Genomic DNA, 21,835 nt, shown 5'->3' on the forward strand with positions numbered 1-21,835 from the left:
GGCCGTGGCAGCCCACTGGTTGCTATGAATTGGATTGCCATGGATGGTTCAGCAACAACGATCAGCGCGTTACGCTCGGCTATGCCGAGCGTTTGTTTTTAAGGCCCCGACCGCGGTTAAGCCGCTTTTCTGAATAAACACATGCCATCTTATCGTCATGAACTAACTGCCGTTAATATGGTGATGACGCTACTACACACTTTTTGAGAGAGCCTGCATGCTGCCTGCTAACCCCGCCAAGGTTGCTCCCGCCTACGCATCGCGACGTGAAATATTTGGCTGGGCAATGTTTGATTTTGCCAACCAAGCTTACACCTTGCTGATTATCACCGTTGTGTTTGGAGAGCTTTTCACAACGGTCATTGTAGGCGATCGAGGAGATGGCTTTCGCCTAGCGAATTTTTTGTGGAGTCTCGCGTTGGCATTGAGCTATCTCATGGTCGTATTAACTGCCCCGCTATGCGGCGCGGTGATGGATTATCGAGCAGAAAAAAAGCGCTTTTTATTAATTAGTTACCTCGCTACCGTGGCAACTACTGCCATGCTGTACTTTGTCGAGCCTGGCTATGTGGTGGTGGGGCTGCTGTTAATCATACTGTCAAACTACGCTTATTCGATGGGTGAGTCGTTTATTGCCGCTTTTTTGCCAGAGTTAGGGCCGCCTGATGCGCTAGGTAAAATTTCAGGATTTGGTTGGGCGCTTGGCTATATTGGAGGCCTTTTTGCTGCTGGTTTTACACTGATGGTGCTGGGGGAGGCCACCGCCGACAACTTTGAGCGCATACGTTGGGTGGGGCCCTTTGCTGCAGGTTTTTTCTTGGTGGCGGCTATACCCACTTTTCTGTGGATGAAAGAGCGTGGTGTTCCTCAGCCCCATGGTGTTTCCTATCGACGTATTGCGATGCAGCGTGTGCGTTCAACGTTTGCCGAGCTGCGCTATTTTAAAGACTTAACCATCTTCTTAGTCTCGCTGCTATTCTCGATGGCAGGTGTCTACATCATTATTGCGTTTGCCTTTATTTATGGCGCTCAAGTAATTGGTTGGGAAGAGGGTGTGCGCAATATTATGTTTATTATTGTGCAAGTAACGGCAGCGGCAGGCGCGTTGGGGTTCGGGTTTCTACAGGATAAGCTGGGTGCTAAACGCACATATCAAATGACCTTGGCACTTTGGGTCATCGCTATTATCGCAATATGGGCGACGCCAGAGCTAACCGACTGGGTGAATAGCCGTTATGCCGTAGAGTGGCAGGCACAGCACGTTTTCCTGGTAGTTGGCTGTTTGGCAGGTCTTAGCCTGGGGTCTAGCCAGTCAGCCAGCAGGGCGCTGGTAGGCTTGTTTTCGCCACTGGAGAAGTCCGCCGAGTTTTTCGGCTTTTGGGGGCTTGCTAATAAATTGGCAGGGGTATTTGGAATTGTCATGCTAGGCGTTTTGCAAACGTTAATTGGTCTGCAAGCGTCTATCCTACTATGTGTGGCACTGTTTGTTATCGCGATGCTGATATGCGCTGTGGTTAATGAACAACGGGGGCGCGATGCTGCACTCGCCTGGGAAAGGAGCGTTTAGCTCGGAGGTGGCATATGAAAATCCTCGCTATGCAGCGTGGTGGTATCGCCCTAATGCTACTCTTTTGGATGCTACTATTGGCCGGGGGTACATGGCTGCTGGATGGGGGTTTTGAAAAGGTAATGACCCCGAATGCCCATGTAATGTATGCCTCTCCCGAGGATGGGCCTGTTAGTTTAACGCGCAACCGTGCAGGCCATTTTGAAGCGCCAGGTAAAATTAATGGTAAACCGGTTACATTTTTGTTGGACACTGGAGCTACCTATGTTGCAGTACCCGGCAACTTAGCTAGCGAGCTGGGGTTGTCGCCAGGGCGCAGTGCATGGTTTAACACTGCAAATGGGCGTGCAGAGGGAACGTTGACACAGTTAAATGAAGTGGTTTTAGGCAACATACGTATGAATGATGTGCAAGGCTCTATAAGCCCCGGTATGGAGAACGACACTGTGCTGCTGGGCATGAGTTTTCTTAATTTATTAACGATTGAGATACGTAGTGGAGAAATGCTGCTAAGCCTGCCTAAAGAGTGAAACTTACTTGTCGGCATCGGCACGATGTGCTTAGCTGAAAATTCATGGAAGTAAACCCGCTAAGGAGTCGTTATGGGTATTGAAGTAGGTGGATTACTGGGTCTTATTTGGCTGATTATCGTTATATGGGCCATTGTTAAAGTCGCTAAGAGTTCAGCCAGTGGCCTTGCAAAGCTATTGTGGATCTTGGCGTTATTGTTTTTTCCACTGGTTGGGCTGATCGCGTGGTTTCTACTTGGTCCCAAAGGGTAGCGAGCAACACGCTATCTCTAAATAATAAAAGGCAGTCCACTATGGTGGGCTGCCTTTTTAGTAACCCAACTATTAGGTTACTTAATGAAGCGCAACGTGGATGAGCGCATCAATCGTTTTACCCGCGTGGAGGTGCCTTGTAATGCCCAGGAATCGTTAGCTTTTCCCCATTAGGCAAGTCGCGCACTTGGGTGGGTACATAAACACGTTTGATAATACTTTTGGCTTTGCTGTTTCCCATGAAATCCTCCTCCTGTCAGATTGCCGACAGTTAGCCAACTCACATTAGCGCTTGGTTGCTTCAGAATCAAGGTACCTAGCAGGCAAATCATTGAATATACGATTAGGAAATAGCCAAGGGGCAGGCGTTTGAGTGGTTTTGAGGTATCCTGGGAAATATTACAGCCTGCGGTTATGTAAGGGTGAGCGGGTGATAACACAAACTGCCTAAGCGGAGTGAACATACAGGATGGTAGACCACTTGGAACAGCAATTTCAGGCGCTTGGGGCTCAAGACGCCGTAACACCAGATTATCCCGATCAAGATCATGTGTTGATTATTGAAGATGACCAGCGTTTGGCAGAGCTTACTCGCGACTACCTAGAAGCGAATGGCTTTCAAGTGACGCTGGAGGCGGATGGGGCTAAAGGCGTTGATCGTATTTTAACGCTTCAGCCTGACTTGGTGATTCTTGACTTAATGCTACCGGGTGAAGATGGCTTGGCTATTTGTCGTCGTGTACGGCCTAATTTTGCCGGCCCTATTATGATGTTAACGGCCCGTACTGATGATCTTGATCAAGTGCTGGGCTTGGAGATGGGGGCTGATGACTATGTGCCTAAACCGGTTCAACCTCGTGTGCTTTTAGCGCGTATGCGGGCGTTACTTCGTCGCGCGGATGCGCCTGCACCCGGTGGTGAAATGCGCTTGCGCTTCGAAAATCTAGAGATAGATAACGCCACCCGCGAAGCGTGGCTTTCTGGCGAGCGCATTGACCTTACCAGTGCCGAGTTTGATCTACTGTGGCTATTGGCAAGCAACGCGGGGCGAGTCTTGACGCGCGAAGAAATTTTCAATGAGCTGCGTGGTATCAAATACGATGGACAGGATCGTTCGATCGATGTTCGCGTATCGCGTATTCGTCCCAAAGTAGGCGATGATCCTAATCAGCCACACCGCATTAAAACGGTGCGCAGCAAAGGTTACCTTTTTGTTAAAGATAGTTAATTAATCGAGCGAGGTTAACCGTATGCGGCGAGTGTTGGGCCACGGTTCTTTTTTGAGATTTTATCTTCTGCTGGGCTTGGCACTTTGCGTCGTGTTTTTTATTGCGCTGGGTGGGCGCTCTTTTATTGAGCAGGTTCGTCGCGAAGATTATCGTGAACAACTCGCCGCGTTACCTATGTCGTTAATGACGCAGCAGCTAGCGTCAAGCCAAGTGGCTGAAAGAGAAGCCTCACTTGCGCGCTTTTCAGAACAGCTCGGCATGCAACTCTCACTTCAACGAATTGAAGATGCAGAGCTGAATTACTTTGAACGATCGCGTGTCGAGCGGGGGTCCGTTTTAGTGACCGGAGACCCTTGGAAGCTGCGGCAACGCATACCCAATGATGAGTGGATGCTAGAAGCGACGTTTGCCGCGTGGAGTGAGCAACAGTGGCAAGGCAGTATGGTATTGATTGGAGACTGGCTTGCCAGTATGCCTCCTGAAGCAAGAGCTGACGCTTTGGCTTCTCTGAACACTGGCAGCTGGCCGCTTTCACTGCTTGTTACTGCCCCTCACGGGCTCACCTCAGAGCAGCAGTTTCAGCTCGCGTTAGGAGGTGTGCTGACGCGTTTGGTTTCGGATAAGCTTTCCTTGTTGCTAATTTATCAACTGCCAGGCGAGAACCAATGGTTACAGGCTGGTCCAACCTCTCGCGGTGATACGCTGCCGGTCAACTTGCACCTTCCTTTACTGGTAGGGTTGATGGTGGTGCTCAGCCTGATTATTTACTTAATTATGCGCAGTATCGAAGCGCGCATGGCGCGTTTAGAGCTAGCGGCAACCAGAATCGCCAGTGGCCGTTTGGAAACCCGTGTAAAAGTAGAGAGCGGTGATTTTTTAGGTCGAGTAGGCATGGCCTTTAATGGCATGGCGAATCAGGTCCAAAGTTTGCTAAGAGGCCAACAAGAGATGATTCGTGCAGTGTCTCATGAATTACGCACGCCGGTCGCTCGCATACGCTTTGCAGTACAAATGGTCGAAGATATGACGGATCAGCCTGCGATTCGTCGTCAGCTTCAGGGAATTGATGCTGATATCGCCGAGCTAGACGAGTTGGTTGATGAAATTCTCACCTACGCGCGTTTAGGAGGGGAATCCATTAATGGCGTAGAGTTGGAAATGGCGCTGGTTGAGTGTCGGGCAATGGCCGAGCGCGTTATTGATACGCTGTCACCGCTTCACCAAAGTTTATCATTAACGTTAGAAAGCAACTCAGAGGTTGAACTTTACGCAGAGCCACGTTATTTACAGCGCGCACTGCAAAACCTAGTCAGCAATGCTTGCCGCCATGCCAAGTCCCACGTCGTGATTCGTTTGTGTGACGAACCTCACCTGGTGCGTATCGATATTGAAGATGATGGGCCCGGCATACCGCCTGAGGCCCGCGGTGATATTTTTAAGCCGTTTGCTCGACTCGATAATAGCCGCGCACGTAGTTCTGGTGGTTATGGATTGGGTCTGTCCATTGTGCAAAAAATTATGGCAGGCCACGGGGGTAGCGTCACTGTTGATACCAGCCCTACACTTGGTGGCGCGCGTTTTACGTTGCTGATTCCTCGTCGCGAGTCGCCGGCTTAATGCCTGATAGCACTGCAAATGAGGTCTCTTTAGCGGTGCGCAAAAAGTCCTGCATCCAAGGCGCTTCTAAATTCTCCTCTCGAATAGCGGCATAAAGCGTGCTCCAAATGCCGTTCTCGCCCAGTTTTACGGCGCTAACATAATCCCGCTCTAAATACTCGGTGAGTGCCCAGTTGGGCAGTGCACAGACGCCTCGACCGCTGGCAACGAGCTGCATCATCATGATGGTGAGCTCTGCAGTGCGGATTTCTTTTGGTCGAACATTGGCGGGAGCCAAAAATTGGGTAAACACATCCAGCCGAGCGTGTTCGACCGGATAGGTGATTAGTGTTTCCTCGGCTAATGCTTTTGGTTCGATAAACGGACGGCCTGCAAAAGAGTGCTGTCGAGCAACCGCTAGCAGACCTTCATAACGAAACAGCGGCGCGTAGTGTACTCCTTCCAATGGCTGAGGATCGGCGGTGATCACCAGGTCTAACTGCTCTCTAGCAAGGGCAGGCAGCGGGTCGAAGTGGTGGCCACTGGGTATATCAATTTCGACCTCTGGCCAGTGATCGCGAAAGTAATCCACGGTTGGCATCAGCCATTGGAAACAGCTGTGGCACTCGATGGCCATATGCAGCCGACCCTGCTCCGTACCTGCCAAGCGCGCTAAGTCACGCTCAGCCTTACGTACTTCAGGCAAAATCTCATCTGCCAGTGCCAACAGGCGAAGCCCCGCTCTAGTGAATTCCACTGGGCGTGTTTTACGTACAAACAGTGCGCTGTCAACGCGGCCTTCCAAATCTTTTAACTGATGGGAAAGCGCCGACTGGGTTAGGTGAACCCGCTCAGCAGCCTCCACTAAAGAACCGGTTTCCCGCAGGGCGAGCAGCGTGCGCAAATGGCGTAATTCAATCATTGTGAGTATTTTTCATGTTTTGTATTAAAAACTTTAGTTTGATTCATGATTTTAAGATAAGCAGACTGTGCGAAATCATTCATGTTTAAAGGTTCCATCATGACAGTTTCTCATATTCTCGGCTATCCCCGGATTGGCGCTCAGCGCGAACTTAAAAAAGCCACCGAAGCCTATTGGAAAGGAGACATCTCACGGGACGAGCTTGAAACAACAGGGCAGGCATTGAGGCTCTCTCACTGGCAGACCCAGCAAAACGCTGGCCTCGACTTTGTCAGCGTTGGCGATTTTGCGTTTTATGACCAAGTACTTAATGTTTCCGTCATGCTGGGAGCGGTCCCCGCACGTTTTAATGCGCAGCACGAAGTGAGTGAAGGCAACGTTGATTTAGATACCGCTTTTCGTATGGCCCGTGGCCGAGCCCCAAGCGGTGAGCCTGCCGCCGCCTGTGAAATGACTAAGTATTTTGACACTAATTACCATTACCTAGTCCCTGAATTGCATGATGGGCAGGCGTTTACTTTAGCATCTGACCGCTTATTCAACGAAGTTAATGAGGCCTTACAGGCAGGTTTTACGCCGAAAGTGACGCTGACTGGCCCGCTCACTTGGCTGTGGTTGGGTAAAGCCAAAGGTGGTGAGTTCGATCGGCTGAGCTTGTTGGATAGTGTGCTGGATGTATACAGCGAAGTTCTTTCTCGCTTAGCGACACAAGGCATTGAGTGGGTGCAGCTAGACGAGCCTGCTTTGGTGCAAGACCTGCCCTTAGCGTGGCAACAGGCTTACGAACGTGCTTATCATCGCCTACAATCAGCCCCGCTAAAATTGCTTGTTGCCACTTACTTTGGTGGGTTAGGTGATAACCTTTCGCTTACGACACGCCTGCCAGTAGCGGGATTGCATATTGATGCTGTGCGTGGAGCCGAACAGGTAGAGAGCGTGGTTGATCGTTTAAGCCCTCATCAAGTGCTTTCGATTGGCTTGGTGGATGGGCGCAATATTTGGCGTGCTGATTTGGCGGCCCTAAGAGAGCGTCTGCTGCCCCTAAAAGTACGTTTAGGGCAGCGACTATGGCTGGCACCCAGCTGCTCATTGTTGCATGTGCCGGTAGACTTGGTTCAAGAAACTGAACTGGATAGTGAACTAACCAGCTGGTTGGCATTTGCGCGTCAAAAACTGGATGAAGTAGTGACTCTTACCCGGCTGATTGATAACCGAGCCACACCGGTTGATGAACAGCGGGTGAGTGAGGCAACGCGTGCCTTGGATACGCGCCGGGAATCGCGTCGCATTCATCAGCCTGCCGTGAGTGGCCGTTTGTCGGCGATAACGGCTCAAGATAGTCAGCGTCAGTCGCCTTATGCCCAGCGCAGCGTGTCTCAGCGTCGAGCGCTTGCACTGCCACTGTTTCCCACCACCACCATTGGCTCTTTTCCGCAAACAGGTGAAATACGCGCCGCCCGTCGGGCATTTAAAGCCGGTGAGCTGAGCCAGGCAGATTACGAAGCGCGTATGCGCGAAGAGATCGCATATGTCGTTGAGCGCCAGGAAGCGCTTGGTCTAGATGTGCCCGTTCACGGTGAAGCCGAGCGCAACGACATGGTGGAGTACTTTGGTGAACAACTTGATGGCTTTGCTTTTACGCGCTTTGGCTGGGTGCAAAGCTATGGTTCCCGCTGCGTAAAACCGCCGATTATTTTCGGTGACGTTTCTCGCCCCAAACCAATGACCGTTTGCTGGAGTGAATACGCTCAATCGCTCACCGAAAAACCCATGAAAGGCATGCTGACAGGGCCTGTGACGATTTTACAATGGTCGTTTGTGCGTAATGATCAGCCCCGCGCAACCACCTGCCGTCAGATTGCGCTGGCACTGCGTGACGAAGTTGTCGATTTGGAAAAAGCGGGTATTCAGATCATTCAAATTGACGAGCCCGCGCTACGTGAAGGCTTACCGCTGCGGCAGAACGAGTGGCAATCCTATTTGGATTGGGCAGTAGAAAGCTTCCAGCTAAGCGCTGCAGGCGTTGCAGACAGCACCCAAATTCATACGCATATGTGCTACTCGGAGTTTAACGACATCATTGGGGCCATCGCCGCGCTAGATGCGGATGTGATCACCATTGAAACCTCACGTTCCGATATGGAACTGCTGGACGCTTTCCAGGATTTTGCTTACCCGAACGAAATTGGGCCGGGAGTTTATGATATCCATACGCCCAATATTCCAGATGTCGCATGGATGGTGGCGTTGATGGAAAAAGCGCTGGAAAAAATTCCTGCTGAGCGGCTATGGGTAAACCCTGATTGTGGTCTGAAAACCCGTGGCTGGACAGAAGTGGAGCCTGCATTGGCTAATATGGTGGAAGCTGCAAATCAACTGCGTGAGCGTTATGCGTAAAGACGATAAGTGTAACGTGGTAGAACCAGCATTAACCGATCATCCGCTAGATAAGTAAGTATGGGTGCCAAAAGCTAATTCTGACTACATAGCTAATTGGCATTTAAGCCCCGCTGCAACAGGCAACGGGGCTTATTGTGTATCTAGCGGTGATGGCTAGCTTTTTGAGGCATAGGCATAGAGCAGCGTTTCCTGGGCACTAATCGCGTCACCATTGCCAGGGTCTTGTAGCTGATAACTGCCATCGCTTTTAAGCAGCCAGCTTTGGCAGTTATCGACTAGATAGGTCTCCAAGTCTTTACGCACCCGCGTGGCCAGCTTTTTATCCAGCAGCGGAAAGCAGGTTTCTACGCGATGAAACATATTGCGTGACATAAAATCAGCGCTTGAGCACCAGGTCTCTGATTTGCCGTCGTTGTGAAAGTGGAAAACGCGGGTATGTTCTAAAAAACGACCAATAATCGACCTTACGCGAATATTATCTGATATACCCTCAACACCGGGTTTCAAACAACACATACCACGAATAATCAGGTCACACTCGACGCCTGCTTGAGATGCACGATATAGCGCCTTGATAAGCTTGGGTTCGGTGAGTGAATTGCACTTAATAATAATATGCCCACGCTTACCCCTAAGCGCCACCTGAGCTTCACGATCAATCATTTCGACTAAGCGCTCGTGAAGTGTAAAGGGCGCGTGCAACAGCGTATCAATCTTACGCGCGCGGCCCATGCCAGAAAGCTGCTGGAAGACTTTATGTACATCGGCGCATAGCGCTTTATTGGCGGTCAGTAGGCTGTAATCGGTATACAGTTTTGCGGTCTTAGAGTGGTAGTTGCCAGTGCCTAAATGTGCGTAGTGGCGCAGTTCGCCTTTCTCACGCCGCACAATATGCAGCATTTTAGCGTGGGTTTTATAGGCCATAATGCCGTAAATCACAATGGCGCCAGCTTCTTGCAAGCGCGATGCTAGCTGTAGATTATCCGCCTCATCAAACCGTGCCCGTAGCTCAATAACTACGGTAACTTCTTTACCTTGGCTAGCGGCATCGACTAGCGCGCTGACTATTGTTGAATCAGCACCAGTGCGATACAACGTCTGCTTGATGGCCAGTACGTCGGGGTCGCGGGCGGCTTCGCGCAGTAAATCTTCGATAGGCGAAAAGGACTGGAACGGGTGGTGGAGCAAAATATCGCTTTTGGCAATCGCACTAAACAGGCTGCCGCCTTTCAGTGCTTTTGGCACGCTAGGCGAATAAGGGCGGTAAAGTAGCTCTGGGCGGTCGACATCGCCCAATACAGCCATCATGCGAGTCAAATTCACCGGCCCTTGGACACGGTATAAATCGCTATTTTCTAATTCAAACTGACGTAATAAAAAGCTGGTTAAGTCATCTGGGCAATTGTCGGCAACCTCAAGCCTTACGCCACTACCATAGCGACGCGCCAATAGTTCGCCACGTAACGCAGATGCCAGATCTGAGACTTCTTCGGGGTCGACGGTCATATCGGCATTGCGGGTCAGCCGGAACTGATAACAACCGCGCACACGCATACCGGGGAATAGTTCCTCGGCATGGGCGTGAATCATCGACGATAAGAAAATATACTCAGAAAAACCTTCAGCGCACAGCTCCTTTGGTAACGCCATTAAGCGAGGCAGCGAGCGAGGCGCAGGAAGGATTGCCATGCCACCAGCGCGACCAAAGGCATCCTTTCCTTCTAGTTCAACAATGAAGTTGAGGCTTTTATTAACTAGCCGTGGGAATGGGTGCGAAGGATCTAGGCCGATAGGGCTGATCACCGGCATGATTTCATTATCAAAGAACGCATGTACCCAGGCTTTTTGTTCGTCGGTCCACTGATCGCGACGACGGAAACGTAGGCCTTGCGCTTCTAAGGCAGGCAGCAAAATATCATTTAATATCTGGTATTGACGTGCAATTTGCTGATGCGCGATTTCGGAAATTTCAGCTAGTAAAGCTTTAGGCAAGCGACCATCGGCGGCAGTGGTATCGTCACCTAGTGCCATTTGGTGTTTAAGCCCAGCAACCCTGATCTCAAAAAACTCATCCATGTTGGATGAAAATATCAGCAAAAACATCAACCGATTGAGTAGCGGATGCGCATCATCAAGTGCTTGTTCAAGTACGCGAATATTGAACTGCAGATGGGACAGTTCACGATTGAAATAAAGCTGAGGGTCATCCAAGTCAGCTTCTGAGTGCGATTCTCTGGCGTGAACGCCAGTAGGCGTACGATTAATGCGCAATGGTAAAATATCACCTTCGCCACTGGTGGGCTCGTTTGAAACTGCTGGAGTGGAATCTATTGACTGATCGTCCATGGTTGCCCCCGGTGGTGGTTCATACCCATCATAGCCTGATAGCTCTTGTTAATAACTATCGTTGATAACTATTGTTAATGGGAGTATGCCGGGAAAAGATGACAAATAGGTGTCACCTGTTTGTCATCTTTAAAGCGTAAGACGTTATTTTATCGTTGTAACAAGCGTGCAGCTTCTAACGCAAAATACGTCAAGATGCCGTCGGCTCCTGCTCGTTTGAAGCACATTAGTGATTCAAGAATCACTGGTTCAGCCTCAAGCCAGCCATTATCGAAAGCGGCGCGATGCATTGCGTATTCGCCGCTCACTTGGTAAGCGAACGTAGGTACCTGAAGTTCGCTTTTTACACGACGTACAATATCTAAGTAAGGCATGCCGGGTTTCACCATCACCATATCGGCACCCTCGGCGATATCCATAGCGACTTCATGCAGCGCTTCATCGCTATTGGCAGGATCCATTTGGTAAGTGCGTTTATCCGCTTTGCCAAGGTTGGCGGCAGAGCCCACGGCGTCGCGGAAGGGGCCATAATATTTAGAGGCATACTTGGCGCTATACGCCATAATGCGCACATTATGCAGGTGTTCCTGCTCTAGCACTTGGCGAATGGCACCGATACGACCGTCCATCATATCGGAAGGCGCTACTACATCGGCACCTGCTTCGGCATGAGAGAGCGCCTGTTTGAGCAGGGTGTCTACCGTACGATCGTTTTGCACATAGCCATGCTCATCAAGAATGCCGTCCTGGCCGTGGCTGGTATACGGATCAAGAGCCACATCGGTAATAATGCCAAGCTCAGGGAGCGCTTCTTTTAGCGCCCGCACGCTGCGCTGTACAAGGCCGCTGGAGTTATAAGCCTCTTCTGCCAACTCGCTTTTTTGCTCTGCACCGATAACAGGGAATAGAGCTAAAGCGGGAATGCCGAGCGCATAAGCTTCCCGTGCTTGCTCAATCAACAGATCGATGGAAAGACGCTCAACACCAGGCATAGAGGCAACCGCTTCACGCTGATTTTCGCCTTCGAGTACGAAAACCGGCAAAATCAAATCATTGGGCGTTAATGTTGACTCTTGCATTAAGCGACGGGAGAAATCGTCACGTCGCATACGGCGTAGTCGTGTAGCAGGGAAGTGGCGGGGGGCAGAGGTGTTCAACGGCGTTCTCCAAACAGTCACAAAGTGGATGCCCTAAAAGGCTTAATGTGAGTATATCAGTCTTGTACTACAGCGAAAGCGAGCTTGTGATAGCTGGCTTGTAGTGGCTTTATAGACTGACTAAAGTGAGCTGCTCGGCGACGCAAAGCGGCGACGATTTAACCGCGATAATAAGCGCTACAATAAGGAGATAAGTATGACAAAACAGGTAGCAATCGTATTAGCAGGCTGCGGCGTTTTTGATGGCTCTGAAATCTACGAAACAACGTTAACGCTGCTGCGCCTTGATCAGTTGGGGATTGGCTATCGTTGCTTTGCGCCGGATGTCGCTCAGCACCATGTGATTAACCATATAACTCAAGAGCCTGTAGATGGTGAACAGCGAAATGTGCTGCAGGAGTCAGCGCGCCTTGCTCGTGGTGATATTAGTCCAATTACTGAGCTAGACGCTAACGACTTTGATGCGGTTATTGTGCCTGGTGGGTTTGGTGTCGCTAAAAACCTGTCTGATTTTGCCGATCAGGGTGACAACATGCAGGTACTTGAGAGCGTAAAAGAAGCACTGATAGGTTTTAAAGAAGAGGCAAAGCCCATTGGTCTGATGTGTATTGCACCGGTTCTGGTGCCACGCCTTTTGGGCGAGGGTGTGGCCGTTACTGTTGGCCATGATCCGGGTGTCTCAGGTGCTATTAGTGCGATGGGTGGCCTGCATCGTAGCTGCGGCGTTGAAGAGATCGTGGTGGATCATGAGCACCGGGTAGTCACAACGCCTGCTTATATGCTTGCCACCCGTATCAGCGAGGCCGCCACAGGTATTTTTAAGTTGGTAGACCGCATGGATGAAATGATGGGCTAGTGCTCTCTAGGTAACCGAACTATGCGTATGAAGGGCAAAAAGCCTCTCGTATGAAGAGCAAAAAGCCTCTGTCATTTTTCAATGGCAGAGGCTTTTTTTGAGCAGTGTATCTTTAATAGTGCTTTTAGGTCTCTTGTTCCTCAGCGTCATCTGCCTTTGCCTTACGGCGTACCAATCTGCCAAACAGTAGGCCCACTTCATAAAGTAGATACATCGGTATGGCTAACAGACTTTGAGAAATAATATCGGGAGGGGTAAGCAGCATGCCCACCACGAAACAACCTAAAATAATGTAGGGGCGCTTTTTGGAAAGGCTTTCGACCGTGGTCGCGCCAGACAGTATCAGCAGAAACGTTGCGATGGGGATTTCAAAGGCAACGCCAAAGGCGAAAAACAGCTTCAGTACAAAGTTAAGGTACTGGTTAATGTCGGTCATTACGGCAACGTCTTCCGGCCCGGTCTGGGTGAAAAACTCAAATAACAGCGGAAAGACCACATAATAAGCAAAGGCCGCACCTGCGTAAAACAGCGCTATGCTTGAAACTAAAATAGGAATCGCCAGTGCTTTCTCGTTATCGTACAGCCCTGGTGCCACAAAGGCCCATGCCTGATGTAGCACAAAGGGAATAGCGATAAAGACGGCCACTACCAAGGTGAGCTTAAAGGGTGCCAAGAAAGGCGAGGCTACCTCGGTAGCGATCATCTGTGAGCCTTCCGGCAAAAGTGCCATTAAGGGCTCAGCCACAAAGCTATAGATATCATTGGCAAAGGCGTAAAGACCAAGGAACACGACTAATATGACTACGACTGCTTTCATTAGCCGCGTACGTAGTTCGATTAAGTGCTCAATAAGAGGCGCTTGGGCTTGTTCATTACGCGGTTCATGTGAATCGCCAGACATGCTCATTGGTGATTACTATCCTTTTTAATATCTGCCTTTTTACAATCTGTGTTTTTACTATCTGTCTTGTTAACATCCGCCTGGAAATTAGCCTGGCTAGACGCTTCGTTACTCGCATTGACCGCACGTAGCTCATCGGAAGTAGCTTGGTGGGGCGTTGAGGTGGCGGGTGATGAAGATGTCGATGTAGACGCGGCTGGCGCTTCTTCACGTACCGTCTGCAAAGCATCGTCTAGACGTGCGCTGGCGTTAGCAACCCGCTGTTCGGTATCATTTTGGCTGTCAGACGACGTAGAGTGTGAAGAAGGTTTTGCAGCAGAAGCGGACGGTTCGACAATGCCCTCAACATCCTGTTTGGCTTTCTTCAGGCTGTCATCGAGCTTTTTTTGCTGCTCGTTGAGTTTTTGACGTAACTCTTCTGCTTCCAGCTGGGCGCTAATTTCGCGCTGCATGCCGGATACCGTTCGCTTGATTTTACCGATCCACATGCCTGCTGTGCGAGCGGCTCTTGGCAGGCGTTCCGGGCCAAGCACCAGAAGCCCGACGATTCCAATCAGCATTAGTTCAAGAAAGCCGATATCCAGCATGGGTTATTTGCGCTCTTCGTTACGTTCTGTGGGTCGCCCTTCGGCTGCACGTTTCTCTTCTGCTTGAACATCGTAGGTGTTACCAGCCTCTTCGTGGCTTACCTTTGCCTGAGGTTGGTCGGCATCTTTTTTGTCAGCATCTTTCTCTTCTTCGTTGATTGCTTTTTTAAAGCCTTTGACTGCACCACCTAAGTCGGTGCCCACATTACGCAGTTTCTTGGTGCCGAAAATCAGGATGATAATGCCCAGAACAATCAGCAACTGCCAAATACTGATACCACCTAACATATGCATTTCCTCATTGGGACAGGTTAACGTTGTGTACGGGACGCTTTTTCATCATGGCCAGAAATACCAAACCGCCGTGCTAGCTCATCTAAAACGCATTGATGATCAAGATCAAGGTGCGACAGCATCACCAAGCTATGAAACCACAGGTCGGCGGTTTCAGCGATCAACGCTTGACGCTGTTGATCATTACCGTGTTCGGCATCTTTAGCAGCCAGCACCGTTTCGGTTGCTTCTTCGCCAACCTTTTCGAGTATCTTGTTCAAACCCTTGTGATGCAAGGAGGCAACATAAGAATCTTCTGCATCAGCATGGCGGCGCTGCTTTAAGACCTCGGCGAGTGCATCTAGCACATATGTGCTTTGGGTAGGATCAGTCATAAACATCCTTTTATCAATTGGCACAGCATTTTCGGCGCTATGATGTTTATCATTATCGCTAAGCCTTTGTTATTGCCACAATAACAACAGTAAGCCTACGCCCGCCGCCGCTAATACGGGCCACTCTTGAGTCGCTGCCCATCCGATAAGCGGCTGCCAAGCCAGGGCAATGGCAATCAAAATCAAGCCGAGGCGTAAACGGTAATGACGTTTTTGTTGGCGCGTCAATTGCTGTTGAACCGCGCTAATAGAGCTTACCTGTTGATGGCGCTGACGGTGCTCGTGTTCCATACGGCTCAGAGCCTGATGGGCTAATACCGGCAGTTCAGGCAACTGGTGAGAAAGCTCTGGTGCTTGGCGTTTAAGCGACTCCCACAAGCCACCAATACCTGCGCGCTCTTTCATCCACTTTTCAAGATAGGGCTTAGCAGTACTCCACAAGTCTAGGTCGGGGTAAAGTTGGCGGCCCAGCCCTTCGATGTTAAGCAGCGTTTTTTGCAATAAAACTAGCTGTGGCTGTACTTCCATATTGAATCGCCGTGCGGTTTGAAACAGCCCTAACAGCACCTGCCCAAACGAAATATCTTTAAGCGGCTTTTCAAGTATTGGCTCGCACACAGTACGGATTGCGGCTGCAAACTCGTTGGCACGAGTGTTTTCACCGACCCAGCCAGACTCGATATGCAGCGCGGCTACTTCGTAATAATCCTGATGGAAGAACGCCAGCAAGTTACGCGCCAGGTAGTCCTGATCTTCGCGGGTAAGGCTGCCCACAATACCGCAATCAATCGCAATGTACTGTGGGTCTTCAGGGTCATCGCAGTTAACAAAGATGTTACCGGGGTGCATGTCGGCATGGAAAAAGTTGTCGCGGAAGACCTGAGTGAAGAAGATTTCAACGCCGCGTTCAGCTAGCTTTTTGAGGTTGGTGCCTCGGGCAATAAGCGTGTCTAGGTCGGCCACAGGCACGCCGCGAATGCGTTCTTGTACCATGACGTGGCGACGAGTGTAAGGCCAGTAAATCGTTGGTACGAACAGTAGTGGTGACTCTTTGAAATTACGCTTGAGCTGCGATGTATTGGCCGCTTCTTTATAGAGATCAAGTTCGTCAAACAAAGTGGCTTCGTAATCGCGGATGACCTCAACCGGGCGTAGGCGTTTGGCGTCCGGTACTTTACCCAGCAGCTTGGCAATTTGATACATCAGCGCCATATCCTGTCGCATAATGCGGTCAATGCCTGGGCGAATAATTTTGACGACCACGTCTTCACCGCTATGTAACGTGGCTGCATGCACCTGGGCAATCGATGCAGAGGCGAGGGGGGTGCGATCAAAGGCGGCAAACGCCTCGGCGAGTGACATTTCAAGTTCCTTTTCAACCCGTGCGGCGGCTAACTCGCCGGGGAAGGGCGGCACTTGATCTTGCAGGCGTTTTAATTCATCGGCGATGTCTTCAGGCAATAGGTCTCGACGGGTCGAGAGCATTTGGCCAAATTTAATAAAAATCGGCCCAAGCGCTTCTAAAGCTAGGCGCAATCGCTCGCCGCGACTACGCTGCCCCACCGGAAAAAGCTTAAAAGGTGAAAAGTTCATTAAGATACGCATCCAGAGCGGAAGCCGTTCAGCGGGGATCAGCGTATCTAAACGATGGCGAGCCACTATCCAAGAAATCTTCAATAACCGCAGGCTCATCAGTGCGGCTCCTCAGAGTGTAACTGCTTATTTAGTGACGGGTCGGCCGTCAACTGCGTCAAGCGCTTATGCAGACGGTTAAGTCTTGCTTCAAGACGGTCGGTCGCGATCTCAAGCTCCGTTAAATGGTCACGCAGCACATCGCGCTGCTGACGACCAGGGAGCAAACGCGCTTCTTCAAAGACATACTCAGAAACGTCTTGCAGCAGTTCGTCTTTTGCTCTTAGCCCCCAACGAGCGGCGCGGCGGATGCCTTCGGCCAGTGAATGGGCGGGCATATCGCCTAGCCAGCGCGCTAGCTCGCTTTCCCAGTCAATATCCAAGTCAAATAGCAGGTCTCGGGTGGCTTCCAGTAGATGGATGCGACCGCGTACGGAAAGCTTGCCATCAAACATCAGCCGCTCGACAGAAGCACCGCTGAGCCATTCGGAGAGTGTTTCTGGGGTAAGCTCAACGATAGCATCAACATCGGTTTCGTCTAGATCATCACCGCGTAGCAGATCAATGCCAGCGTGATGATAGTGGAGCACCAACTGGAGATGAGGCTTTTCTAGCCTGACCAATAGTCGACTACCCGCTAACGCCGCAAGTCGCCCAGGCGCAGCTGGGTCGCGGGCAAGCAGGGCATTCAACGTGCGTTCACATCCGGCCAGCAATAAGGTCGGGGTGACTAGCATGCTGACCTCTTAGTCATTGACGTCATAATTTAATGCCACGATGAAGGGCAACAATACCGCCGGTCAGATTGGTGTACTCCACTCGGTCCAGGCCGGCACTCTCCATCATGGCCTTCAAGGTTTCCTGATCGGGGTGCATGCGAATCGACTCGGCAAGATAGCGGTAGCTCTCACCATCGCCAGCCACTAGCTCGCCCATTTTGGGTAGCAAGCGGAATGAGTACTCATCGTAAGCTTTCGATAGTAACGCATTGTTGGGCTTGGAAAATTCAAGTACCAGTAAGCGCCCGCCCGGTTTTAGTACCCGTGTCATTGAGCGCAGAGCAGCATCTTTATCGGTGACGTTACGCAGGCCGAAAGCAATGGTGATGCAATCAAAACTATTATCGGGAAATGGCAGGCATTCCGCGTTGGCTTGCACATACTCAACGTTGCCCCCAACGCCATTGTCCATCAGCTTGTCGCGGCCTACTCTGAGCATGGAGGCATTAATATCGGCCAACACGACTTTGCCCCGAGGGCCGACGAGGCGGGAGAACTTGAGCGTTAAATCGCCGGTGCCGCCAGCAATATCGAGGACATGGTGGCCAGGGCGAACGCCTGCGCGCTCAATAGCAAGGCGTTTCCAAACACGGTGAATACCCATCGACATCAAGTCGTTCATGATGTCGTAGCGGGCAGCTACCGAATGAAACACATCAGCGACGCGAGAGGCTTTTTCGTCAACTGACACTTCTTGATAGCCAAAATGGGTGGTGCGTTTTTCTGTGGGGCTCATGGGGCTTTAGCTCCCGAGTTCGAGGCGGTAATAATCGACCAAAAGGTCGTCGCAATAAATGGTTAGCGACATTGTAGCCTTCTCACCCCTGATTTGTCTGCGCTTCACCTGAGTCGCAGGGTCACAGCTGTTTGAATTGAATACTGGCGGGCTCGCGGGAAGCCCCTGCCTCTTCTAAACGTTGCAGGTAGTTTTGCCAGTAGTCTGATTGGTGCTGGGCTAAATCGTACAGATAGTTCCAGCTATACAGGCCGCTATCATGGCCATCGTCAAAATGCAGCTTCAGCGCATAATTACCGGCTTGGGTAATGTTTTGCAGGCCGACATCTTTTTTACCTACCTGCAATACGGCGGTGTCGCCACCATGGCCACGTACTTCCGCTGATGGTGAGTAAACTCGCAAAAACTCAACCGGCAGCCGAAAGCTTTCGCCGTTTGCGTAGCCAAGCTCTAGCTCGCGAGCCTGTTTATGGTAGTGAACCCGCGTTGGGGTGGGGGCATTCGTAGAAATAGGAGCGTTCATTGATGACGTCACCTTTTACGATATTGAGCTAAAACGGGTTGACCGACTATTTACGCTTTAGCGAATGCGTGAAGGCAAGCGCCACGGCTAACGTTTGATCGACAGGACGTCGATCAAGCACGAGCAACAGGGGTGTTGTTCTCGTGCGCAACGTTAGCCGCAGCGTAGCCTGAACAGCAGCATTTGCGTGTGTAAAAAGCGGGCAAGCTGCTGCGGACTATACCGATATAAGCGCGTTTACAAAATATAGCGCGATAGGTCTTCGTCTACTGCTAGCTCACCCAGTTGGGCATTGACGTAATCGGCATCAATGACCAGCGGGCTATCCATATCGCCACCTTTAAACGAGGCCTCTTCTAGCAACCGTTCCAGCACGGTGTGTAGACGGCGAGCACCAATATTCTCAGTGCCTTCGTTCACCTGCCAGGAAATTTCGGCAATGCGCTCGATACCGTCAGGGGTGAACTCAATATCTAGTCCTTCAGTGGCCAGCAGCGCTTGATACTGTTTTGTAAGTGACGCTGATGGCTCAGTGAGGATGCGCTTGAAGTCGCCAGGTGTCAGCGCGTCTAGCTCTACACGGATCGGCAAGCGTCCCTGTAGTTCAGGAATAAGGTCCGAGGGACGCGACAGGTGGAAGGCACCGGAAGCGATAAATAGAATATGGTCTGTTTTGACCATGCCGTATTTGGTCGAGACGGTAGAACCTTCGATCAGCGGCAGCAGGTCACGCTGCACGCCTTCACGAGAGACTTCACCGCCACTGGACTGACCGCTACCCTTGGCAACTTTATCGATCTCATCCAAGAACACAATGCCGTGCTGCTCGACGGCTTCGACAGCACGAGCTTTGATCTCTTCTTCATTGACCAGTTTGCTAGCTTCTTCGTCGCGTAGTAACACCAGCGCTTCTTTAACGGTCACGCGGCGCTGCTCACGCTTTTGTTGACCCATGTTAGAGAACAGACTCTGTAGTTGGCTGGTCATCTCTTCCATGCCAGGCGGCGTCATTATGTCGATGCCTTGCCCATGTGAAGAGACTTCAATGTCGATCTCTTTATCATCCAGCTGGCCTTCTCGCAGCTTCTTACGGAAGGTTTGACGCGTACCACTATCTTCCCGAGGCTTATCTTCCTGGCCACGGGGCGGCGGGAGTAATGCATCTAGAACGCGGTCTTCAGCGGCATCCTCAGCGCGATGGCCAACTTCTTCCTTAGCGTGCTCGCGAACCATTTTGATCGCAGCTTCCATCAAATCGCGAATAATCGACTCAACATCGCGGCCCACATAGCCCACTTCAGTAAATTTAGTGGCTTCGACCTTGATGAAGGGTGCTCTGGCCAGTTTGGCAAGGCGACGAGCAATTTCCGTTTTACCCACGCCGGTAGGGCCAATCATCAGAATATTTTTTGGCGTCACTTCCGGGCGTAGCTCATCGTTTAACTGCATGCGGCGCCAACGGTTGCGCAGGGCAATAGCGACGGCGCGTTTGGCATCCTGCTGGCCAATAATGTATTGATCCAGGGCATGGACGATTTCGCGGGGGGTCATCTGGGTCATAAAAAGGGGCCTCAACGGTCGTTGATGTTCAGCTCTTCGAGCGTCACGTGGTGATTGGTAAACACGCAGATGTCGCCGGCGATTTCGAGTGACTTTTCAGTAATTTCACGCGCAGAAAGCTCAGTGTTTTCCAGCAACGCACGGGCGCTTGCCTGGGCAAAGTTGCCGCCAGAGCCAATCGCAATAATGCCGCGCTCAGGCTCAACCACATCACCGTTACCGGTAATAATCAGTGAGGCGCTGTGGTCAGCTACGGCCAGTAGTGCTTCCAGGCGGCGTAACGCTCGGTCGGTACGCCAGTCTTTTGCCAACTCAACGGCGGCTTTGGTTAAGTGCCCTTGGTATTTTTCGAGCTGCGCTTCAAATCGCTCAAATAGCGTGAAGGCGTCGGCGGTGCCGCCAGCAAAGCCTGCTAGCACCTTGCCACGGTAAAGACGACGTACTTTGCTGGCATTTCCTTTCATTACGGTGTTGCCCAGCGATACTTGGCCGTCGCCTGCCAGAACAACGTGGTTACCACGGCGTACGGATACAATAGTGGTCATGGAGATAACTCCTTGGGGGAGGCATAAGCTCCCGATGACTGATCGGTCACGTCACGCGACCGCAAAAAAGGCGATTCACAACAAAATGCGGGCGGCTGATAAAAAATCAACCGCCCGCTAAGTAAAGCCTTCAGATAAAGTGTTTTTTAAACGGTGTTTATGAAAATAAAAGCCCGCCTAGCCGTTGTTTAGAGTTGCCTGTCGTTATTTGTTTAGCGTTACAGGTAGCTAACGCAGCTCTGTGGATAGGCTAGTTCTTTGGATTGGCTAGTTCTGTAATTGGATCAGTAGAGGCTCAATACCTTGTGTACTCATCAAATCCTGGGCGCGATTTAACTCACGGGTGTCTTCATAAGGGCCTACTTGAACGCGGTGCCAGGTATCGCCGTTGGCCTTCACTTCGCTAACCTGGGCAAGCAGACTTAAATTGCGTAGACGACTGCGCAGCTGCTCGGCATCGCTTAATTCCCGAAATGAGGCAGCCTGCAGCATATAGCGGTTAGGTGTGCTAGAGGGGCTGGCCGTTGCTTGCTGAGCCGCAGCCACTTGCTCTTCAGGGCGCATGTTAGCGGCAATAACCTGTGCGATAGGATCATCGTTTTGACGCGCGCTGGCGTTGCTAGTCGTTGTTTCGCTGGTTGCCGTGTCGTCATTACTTGAGGCCGTTTGAGCCTGCTGTGCTGCCGCTTCAGGACGGTTTACAGTTGATGGTAGCGACACACCTGGAGCAATAACCTCCGTATCTGGCAGCAGCGTGTAAAACTCAAACGTGGGCATAGCCGGTTCGGTAACGCTCTCTGTTTGGCGCGCTGCACTACGTTCATCGCTATCGGCAGGCTTGGGTAACACCGTTGCTTGGGGTGTGTCTTCCTGCGCTTGCCAGGGGGCCGTGCCATGTTGATGCTGTGCCAGAAAAAAGCCTGCTGCTACGCCTGCTATCCCCCAAAGCCAGCCGGGAATTTTGAAACCGCCACCCCCTGAGCGTTTGCTGGCTTTACGCTGAGTGGTTGCACCTCGGCGGGTAGGCTTTTCTTTAGGGCTCGCCATCG

General features: G+C 51.1%; 22 protein-coding genes. 7 read left to right on the forward strand and 15 right to left on the reverse strand.

The genetic code is table 11. The features are described 5' to 3' along the window. Positions 1-217 precede the first annotated feature (217 nt). The 3 genes from K1Y77_RS02745 (at position 218) to K1Y77_RS02755 (ending at position 2,349) form a co-directional block, all read left to right on the forward strand. Positions 218-1,567 carry an MFS transporter gene (locus tag K1Y77_RS02745; RefSeq protein ID WP_264430209.1) on the forward strand — a complete coding sequence of 450 codons (1,350 nt, stop codon included), beginning with the start codon at positions 218-220 and terminating at the stop codon, positions 1,565-1,567. A gap of 14 nt (positions 1,568-1,581) precedes the next feature. Further along, a complete protein-coding gene (locus tag K1Y77_RS02750; protein WP_030074775.1) occupies positions 1,582-2,097 on the forward strand; it encodes a retropepsin-like aspartic protease family protein in 516 nt (171 codons plus the stop codon). Between the two features lie 72 nt (positions 2,098-2,169). Beyond that, the gene (locus K1Y77_RS02755; RefSeq protein WP_030074777.1) at positions 2,170-2,349 is read left to right on the forward strand and encodes a PLDc N-terminal domain-containing protein; all 180 of its coding nucleotides are present in this window, start codon (positions 2,170-2,172) and stop codon (positions 2,347-2,349) included. A gap of 118 nt (positions 2,350-2,467) precedes the next feature. Here K1Y77_RS02755 and K1Y77_RS02760 read toward each other — a convergent pair whose 3' ends face one another. After that, positions 2,468-2,590, reverse strand: a complete 123-nt coding sequence (locus tag K1Y77_RS02760; protein ID WP_264018851.1) for a hypothetical protein — start codon at positions 2,588-2,590, stop codon at positions 2,468-2,470. Between the two features lie 228 nt (positions 2,591-2,818). Here K1Y77_RS02760 and K1Y77_RS02765 point away from each other — a divergent pair, with 228 nt between their 5' ends. Further along, positions 2,819-3,577: a winged helix-turn-helix domain-containing protein gene (locus K1Y77_RS02765; RefSeq protein WP_264018850.1), complete on the forward strand. Its 759-nt coding sequence runs from the start codon at positions 2,819-2,821 to the stop codon at positions 3,575-3,577. Positions 3,578-3,599: 22 nt separating this feature from the next. Continuing rightward, entirely contained in the window at positions 3,600-5,195 is a 1,596-nt protein-coding gene (locus tag K1Y77_RS02770; protein ID WP_030074779.1) for an ATP-binding protein, read from the forward strand. Here the strand turns inward: K1Y77_RS02770 and K1Y77_RS02775 are convergent. Continuing rightward, positions 5,158-6,096 carry a LysR family transcriptional regulator gene (locus K1Y77_RS02775; protein WP_030074781.1) on the reverse strand — a complete coding sequence of 313 codons (939 nt, stop codon included), beginning with the start codon at positions 6,094-6,096 and terminating at the stop codon, positions 5,158-5,160. The genes K1Y77_RS02770 and K1Y77_RS02775 overlap by 38 nt on opposite strands. A 99-nt stretch (positions 6,097-6,195) precedes the next feature. On the opposite strand from K1Y77_RS02775, the gene metE reads away from it, so the two are divergent. Next, entirely contained in the window at positions 6,196-8,493 is a 2,298-nt protein-coding gene (gene metE, locus K1Y77_RS02780; protein WP_264430212.1) for a 5-methyltetrahydropteroyltriglutamate--homocysteine S-methyltransferase, read from the forward strand. 156 nt (positions 8,494-8,649) lie between these two features. Here the strand turns inward: metE and ppk1 are convergent, their stop codons facing one another. Both ppk1 and hemB read right to left on the reverse strand, forming a co-directional pair. Next, positions 8,650-10,842, reverse strand: a complete 2,193-nt coding sequence (gene ppk1 / locus K1Y77_RS02785) for a polyphosphate kinase 1 (RefSeq protein WP_264018848.1) — start codon at positions 10,840-10,842, stop codon at positions 8,650-8,652. 149 nt (positions 10,843-10,991) lie between these two features. Continuing rightward, on the reverse strand, positions 10,992-11,999 hold the full coding sequence (gene hemB, locus K1Y77_RS02790) for a porphobilinogen synthase (protein ID WP_030074786.1): 1,008 nt from the start codon (positions 11,997-11,999) through the stop codon (positions 10,992-10,994). 196 nt (positions 12,000-12,195) lie between these two features. Between hemB and elbB the strand changes: the two genes are divergently transcribed. Beyond that, on the forward strand, positions 12,196-12,855 hold the full coding sequence (elbB, locus tag K1Y77_RS02795; protein WP_030074788.1) for an isoprenoid biosynthesis glyoxalase ElbB: 660 nt from the start codon (positions 12,196-12,198) through the stop codon (positions 12,853-12,855). A 124-nt stretch (positions 12,856-12,979) separates the two neighbouring features. On the opposite strand, the gene tatC is transcribed toward elbB, so the two are convergent. The 11 genes from tatC to K1Y77_RS02850 form a co-directional block, all read right to left on the reverse strand. Then, a complete protein-coding gene (gene tatC / locus K1Y77_RS02800; protein WP_030074790.1) occupies positions 12,980-13,762 on the reverse strand; it encodes a twin-arginine translocase subunit TatC in 783 nt (260 codons plus the stop codon). Continuing rightward, positions 13,759-14,343 (reverse strand): Sec-independent protein translocase protein TatB, encoded by a 585-nt coding sequence (gene tatB / locus K1Y77_RS02805; RefSeq protein ID WP_030074791.1) that lies wholly within the window; start codon positions 14,341-14,343, stop codon positions 13,759-13,761. The genes tatC and tatB overlap by 4 nt, the downstream gene beginning before the upstream one ends. 3 nt (positions 14,344-14,346) lie before the next feature. Then, the gene (gene tatA, locus K1Y77_RS02810) at positions 14,347-14,631 is read right to left on the reverse strand and encodes a Sec-independent protein translocase subunit TatA (protein ID WP_030074794.1); all 285 of its coding nucleotides are present in this window, start codon (positions 14,629-14,631) and stop codon (positions 14,347-14,349) included. 23 nt (positions 14,632-14,654) lie between these two features. After that, positions 14,655-15,011 (reverse strand): phosphoribosyl-ATP diphosphatase, encoded by a 357-nt coding sequence (locus K1Y77_RS02815; protein ID WP_030074795.1) that lies wholly within the window; start codon positions 15,009-15,011, stop codon positions 14,655-14,657. Positions 15,012-15,080: 69 nt separating this feature from the next. Beyond that, positions 15,081-16,703, reverse strand: a complete 1,623-nt coding sequence (ubiB, locus tag K1Y77_RS02820; RefSeq protein ID WP_030074797.1) for a ubiquinone biosynthesis regulatory protein kinase UbiB — start codon at positions 16,701-16,703, stop codon at positions 15,081-15,083. Further along, positions 16,703-17,380 (reverse strand): ubiquinone biosynthesis accessory factor UbiJ, encoded by a 678-nt coding sequence (locus K1Y77_RS02825; protein WP_030074799.1) that lies wholly within the window; start codon positions 17,378-17,380, stop codon positions 16,703-16,705. Before K1Y77_RS02825 ends, ubiB begins: the two co-directional genes overlap by 1 nt. A 22-nt stretch (positions 17,381-17,402) precedes the next feature. Then, entirely contained in the window at positions 17,403-18,158 is a 756-nt protein-coding gene (ubiE, locus tag K1Y77_RS02830) for a bifunctional demethylmenaquinone methyltransferase/2-methoxy-6-polyprenyl-1,4-benzoquinol methylase UbiE (protein ID WP_030074801.1), read from the reverse strand. A gap of 121 nt (positions 18,159-18,279) precedes the next feature. Next, entirely contained in the window at positions 18,280-18,681 is a 402-nt protein-coding gene (locus K1Y77_RS02835) for a gamma-butyrobetaine hydroxylase-like domain-containing protein (RefSeq protein WP_030074804.1), read from the reverse strand. A gap of 237 nt (positions 18,682-18,918) precedes the next feature. After that, on the reverse strand, positions 18,919-20,241 hold the full coding sequence (gene hslU / locus K1Y77_RS02840; protein ID WP_030074806.1) for an ATP-dependent protease ATPase subunit HslU: 1,323 nt from the start codon (positions 20,239-20,241) through the stop codon (positions 18,919-18,921). 11 nt (positions 20,242-20,252) lie between these two features. Beyond that, positions 20,253-20,786, reverse strand: coding sequence for an ATP-dependent protease subunit HslV (gene hslV, locus K1Y77_RS02845; RefSeq protein ID WP_030074808.1), 534 nt, complete (start codon positions 20,784-20,786; stop codon positions 20,253-20,255). A 267-nt stretch (positions 20,787-21,053) separates the two neighbouring features. Then, entirely contained in the window at positions 21,054-21,833 is a 780-nt protein-coding gene (locus K1Y77_RS02850) for an SPOR domain-containing protein (protein WP_264430218.1), read from the reverse strand. Positions 21,834-21,835: the final 2 nt, after the last annotated feature.

The organism is Halomonas qaidamensis (genome assembly GCF_025917315.1).
Classification (GTDB): domain Bacteria; phylum Pseudomonadota; class Gammaproteobacteria; order Pseudomonadales; family Halomonadaceae; genus Vreelandella; species Vreelandella qaidamensis.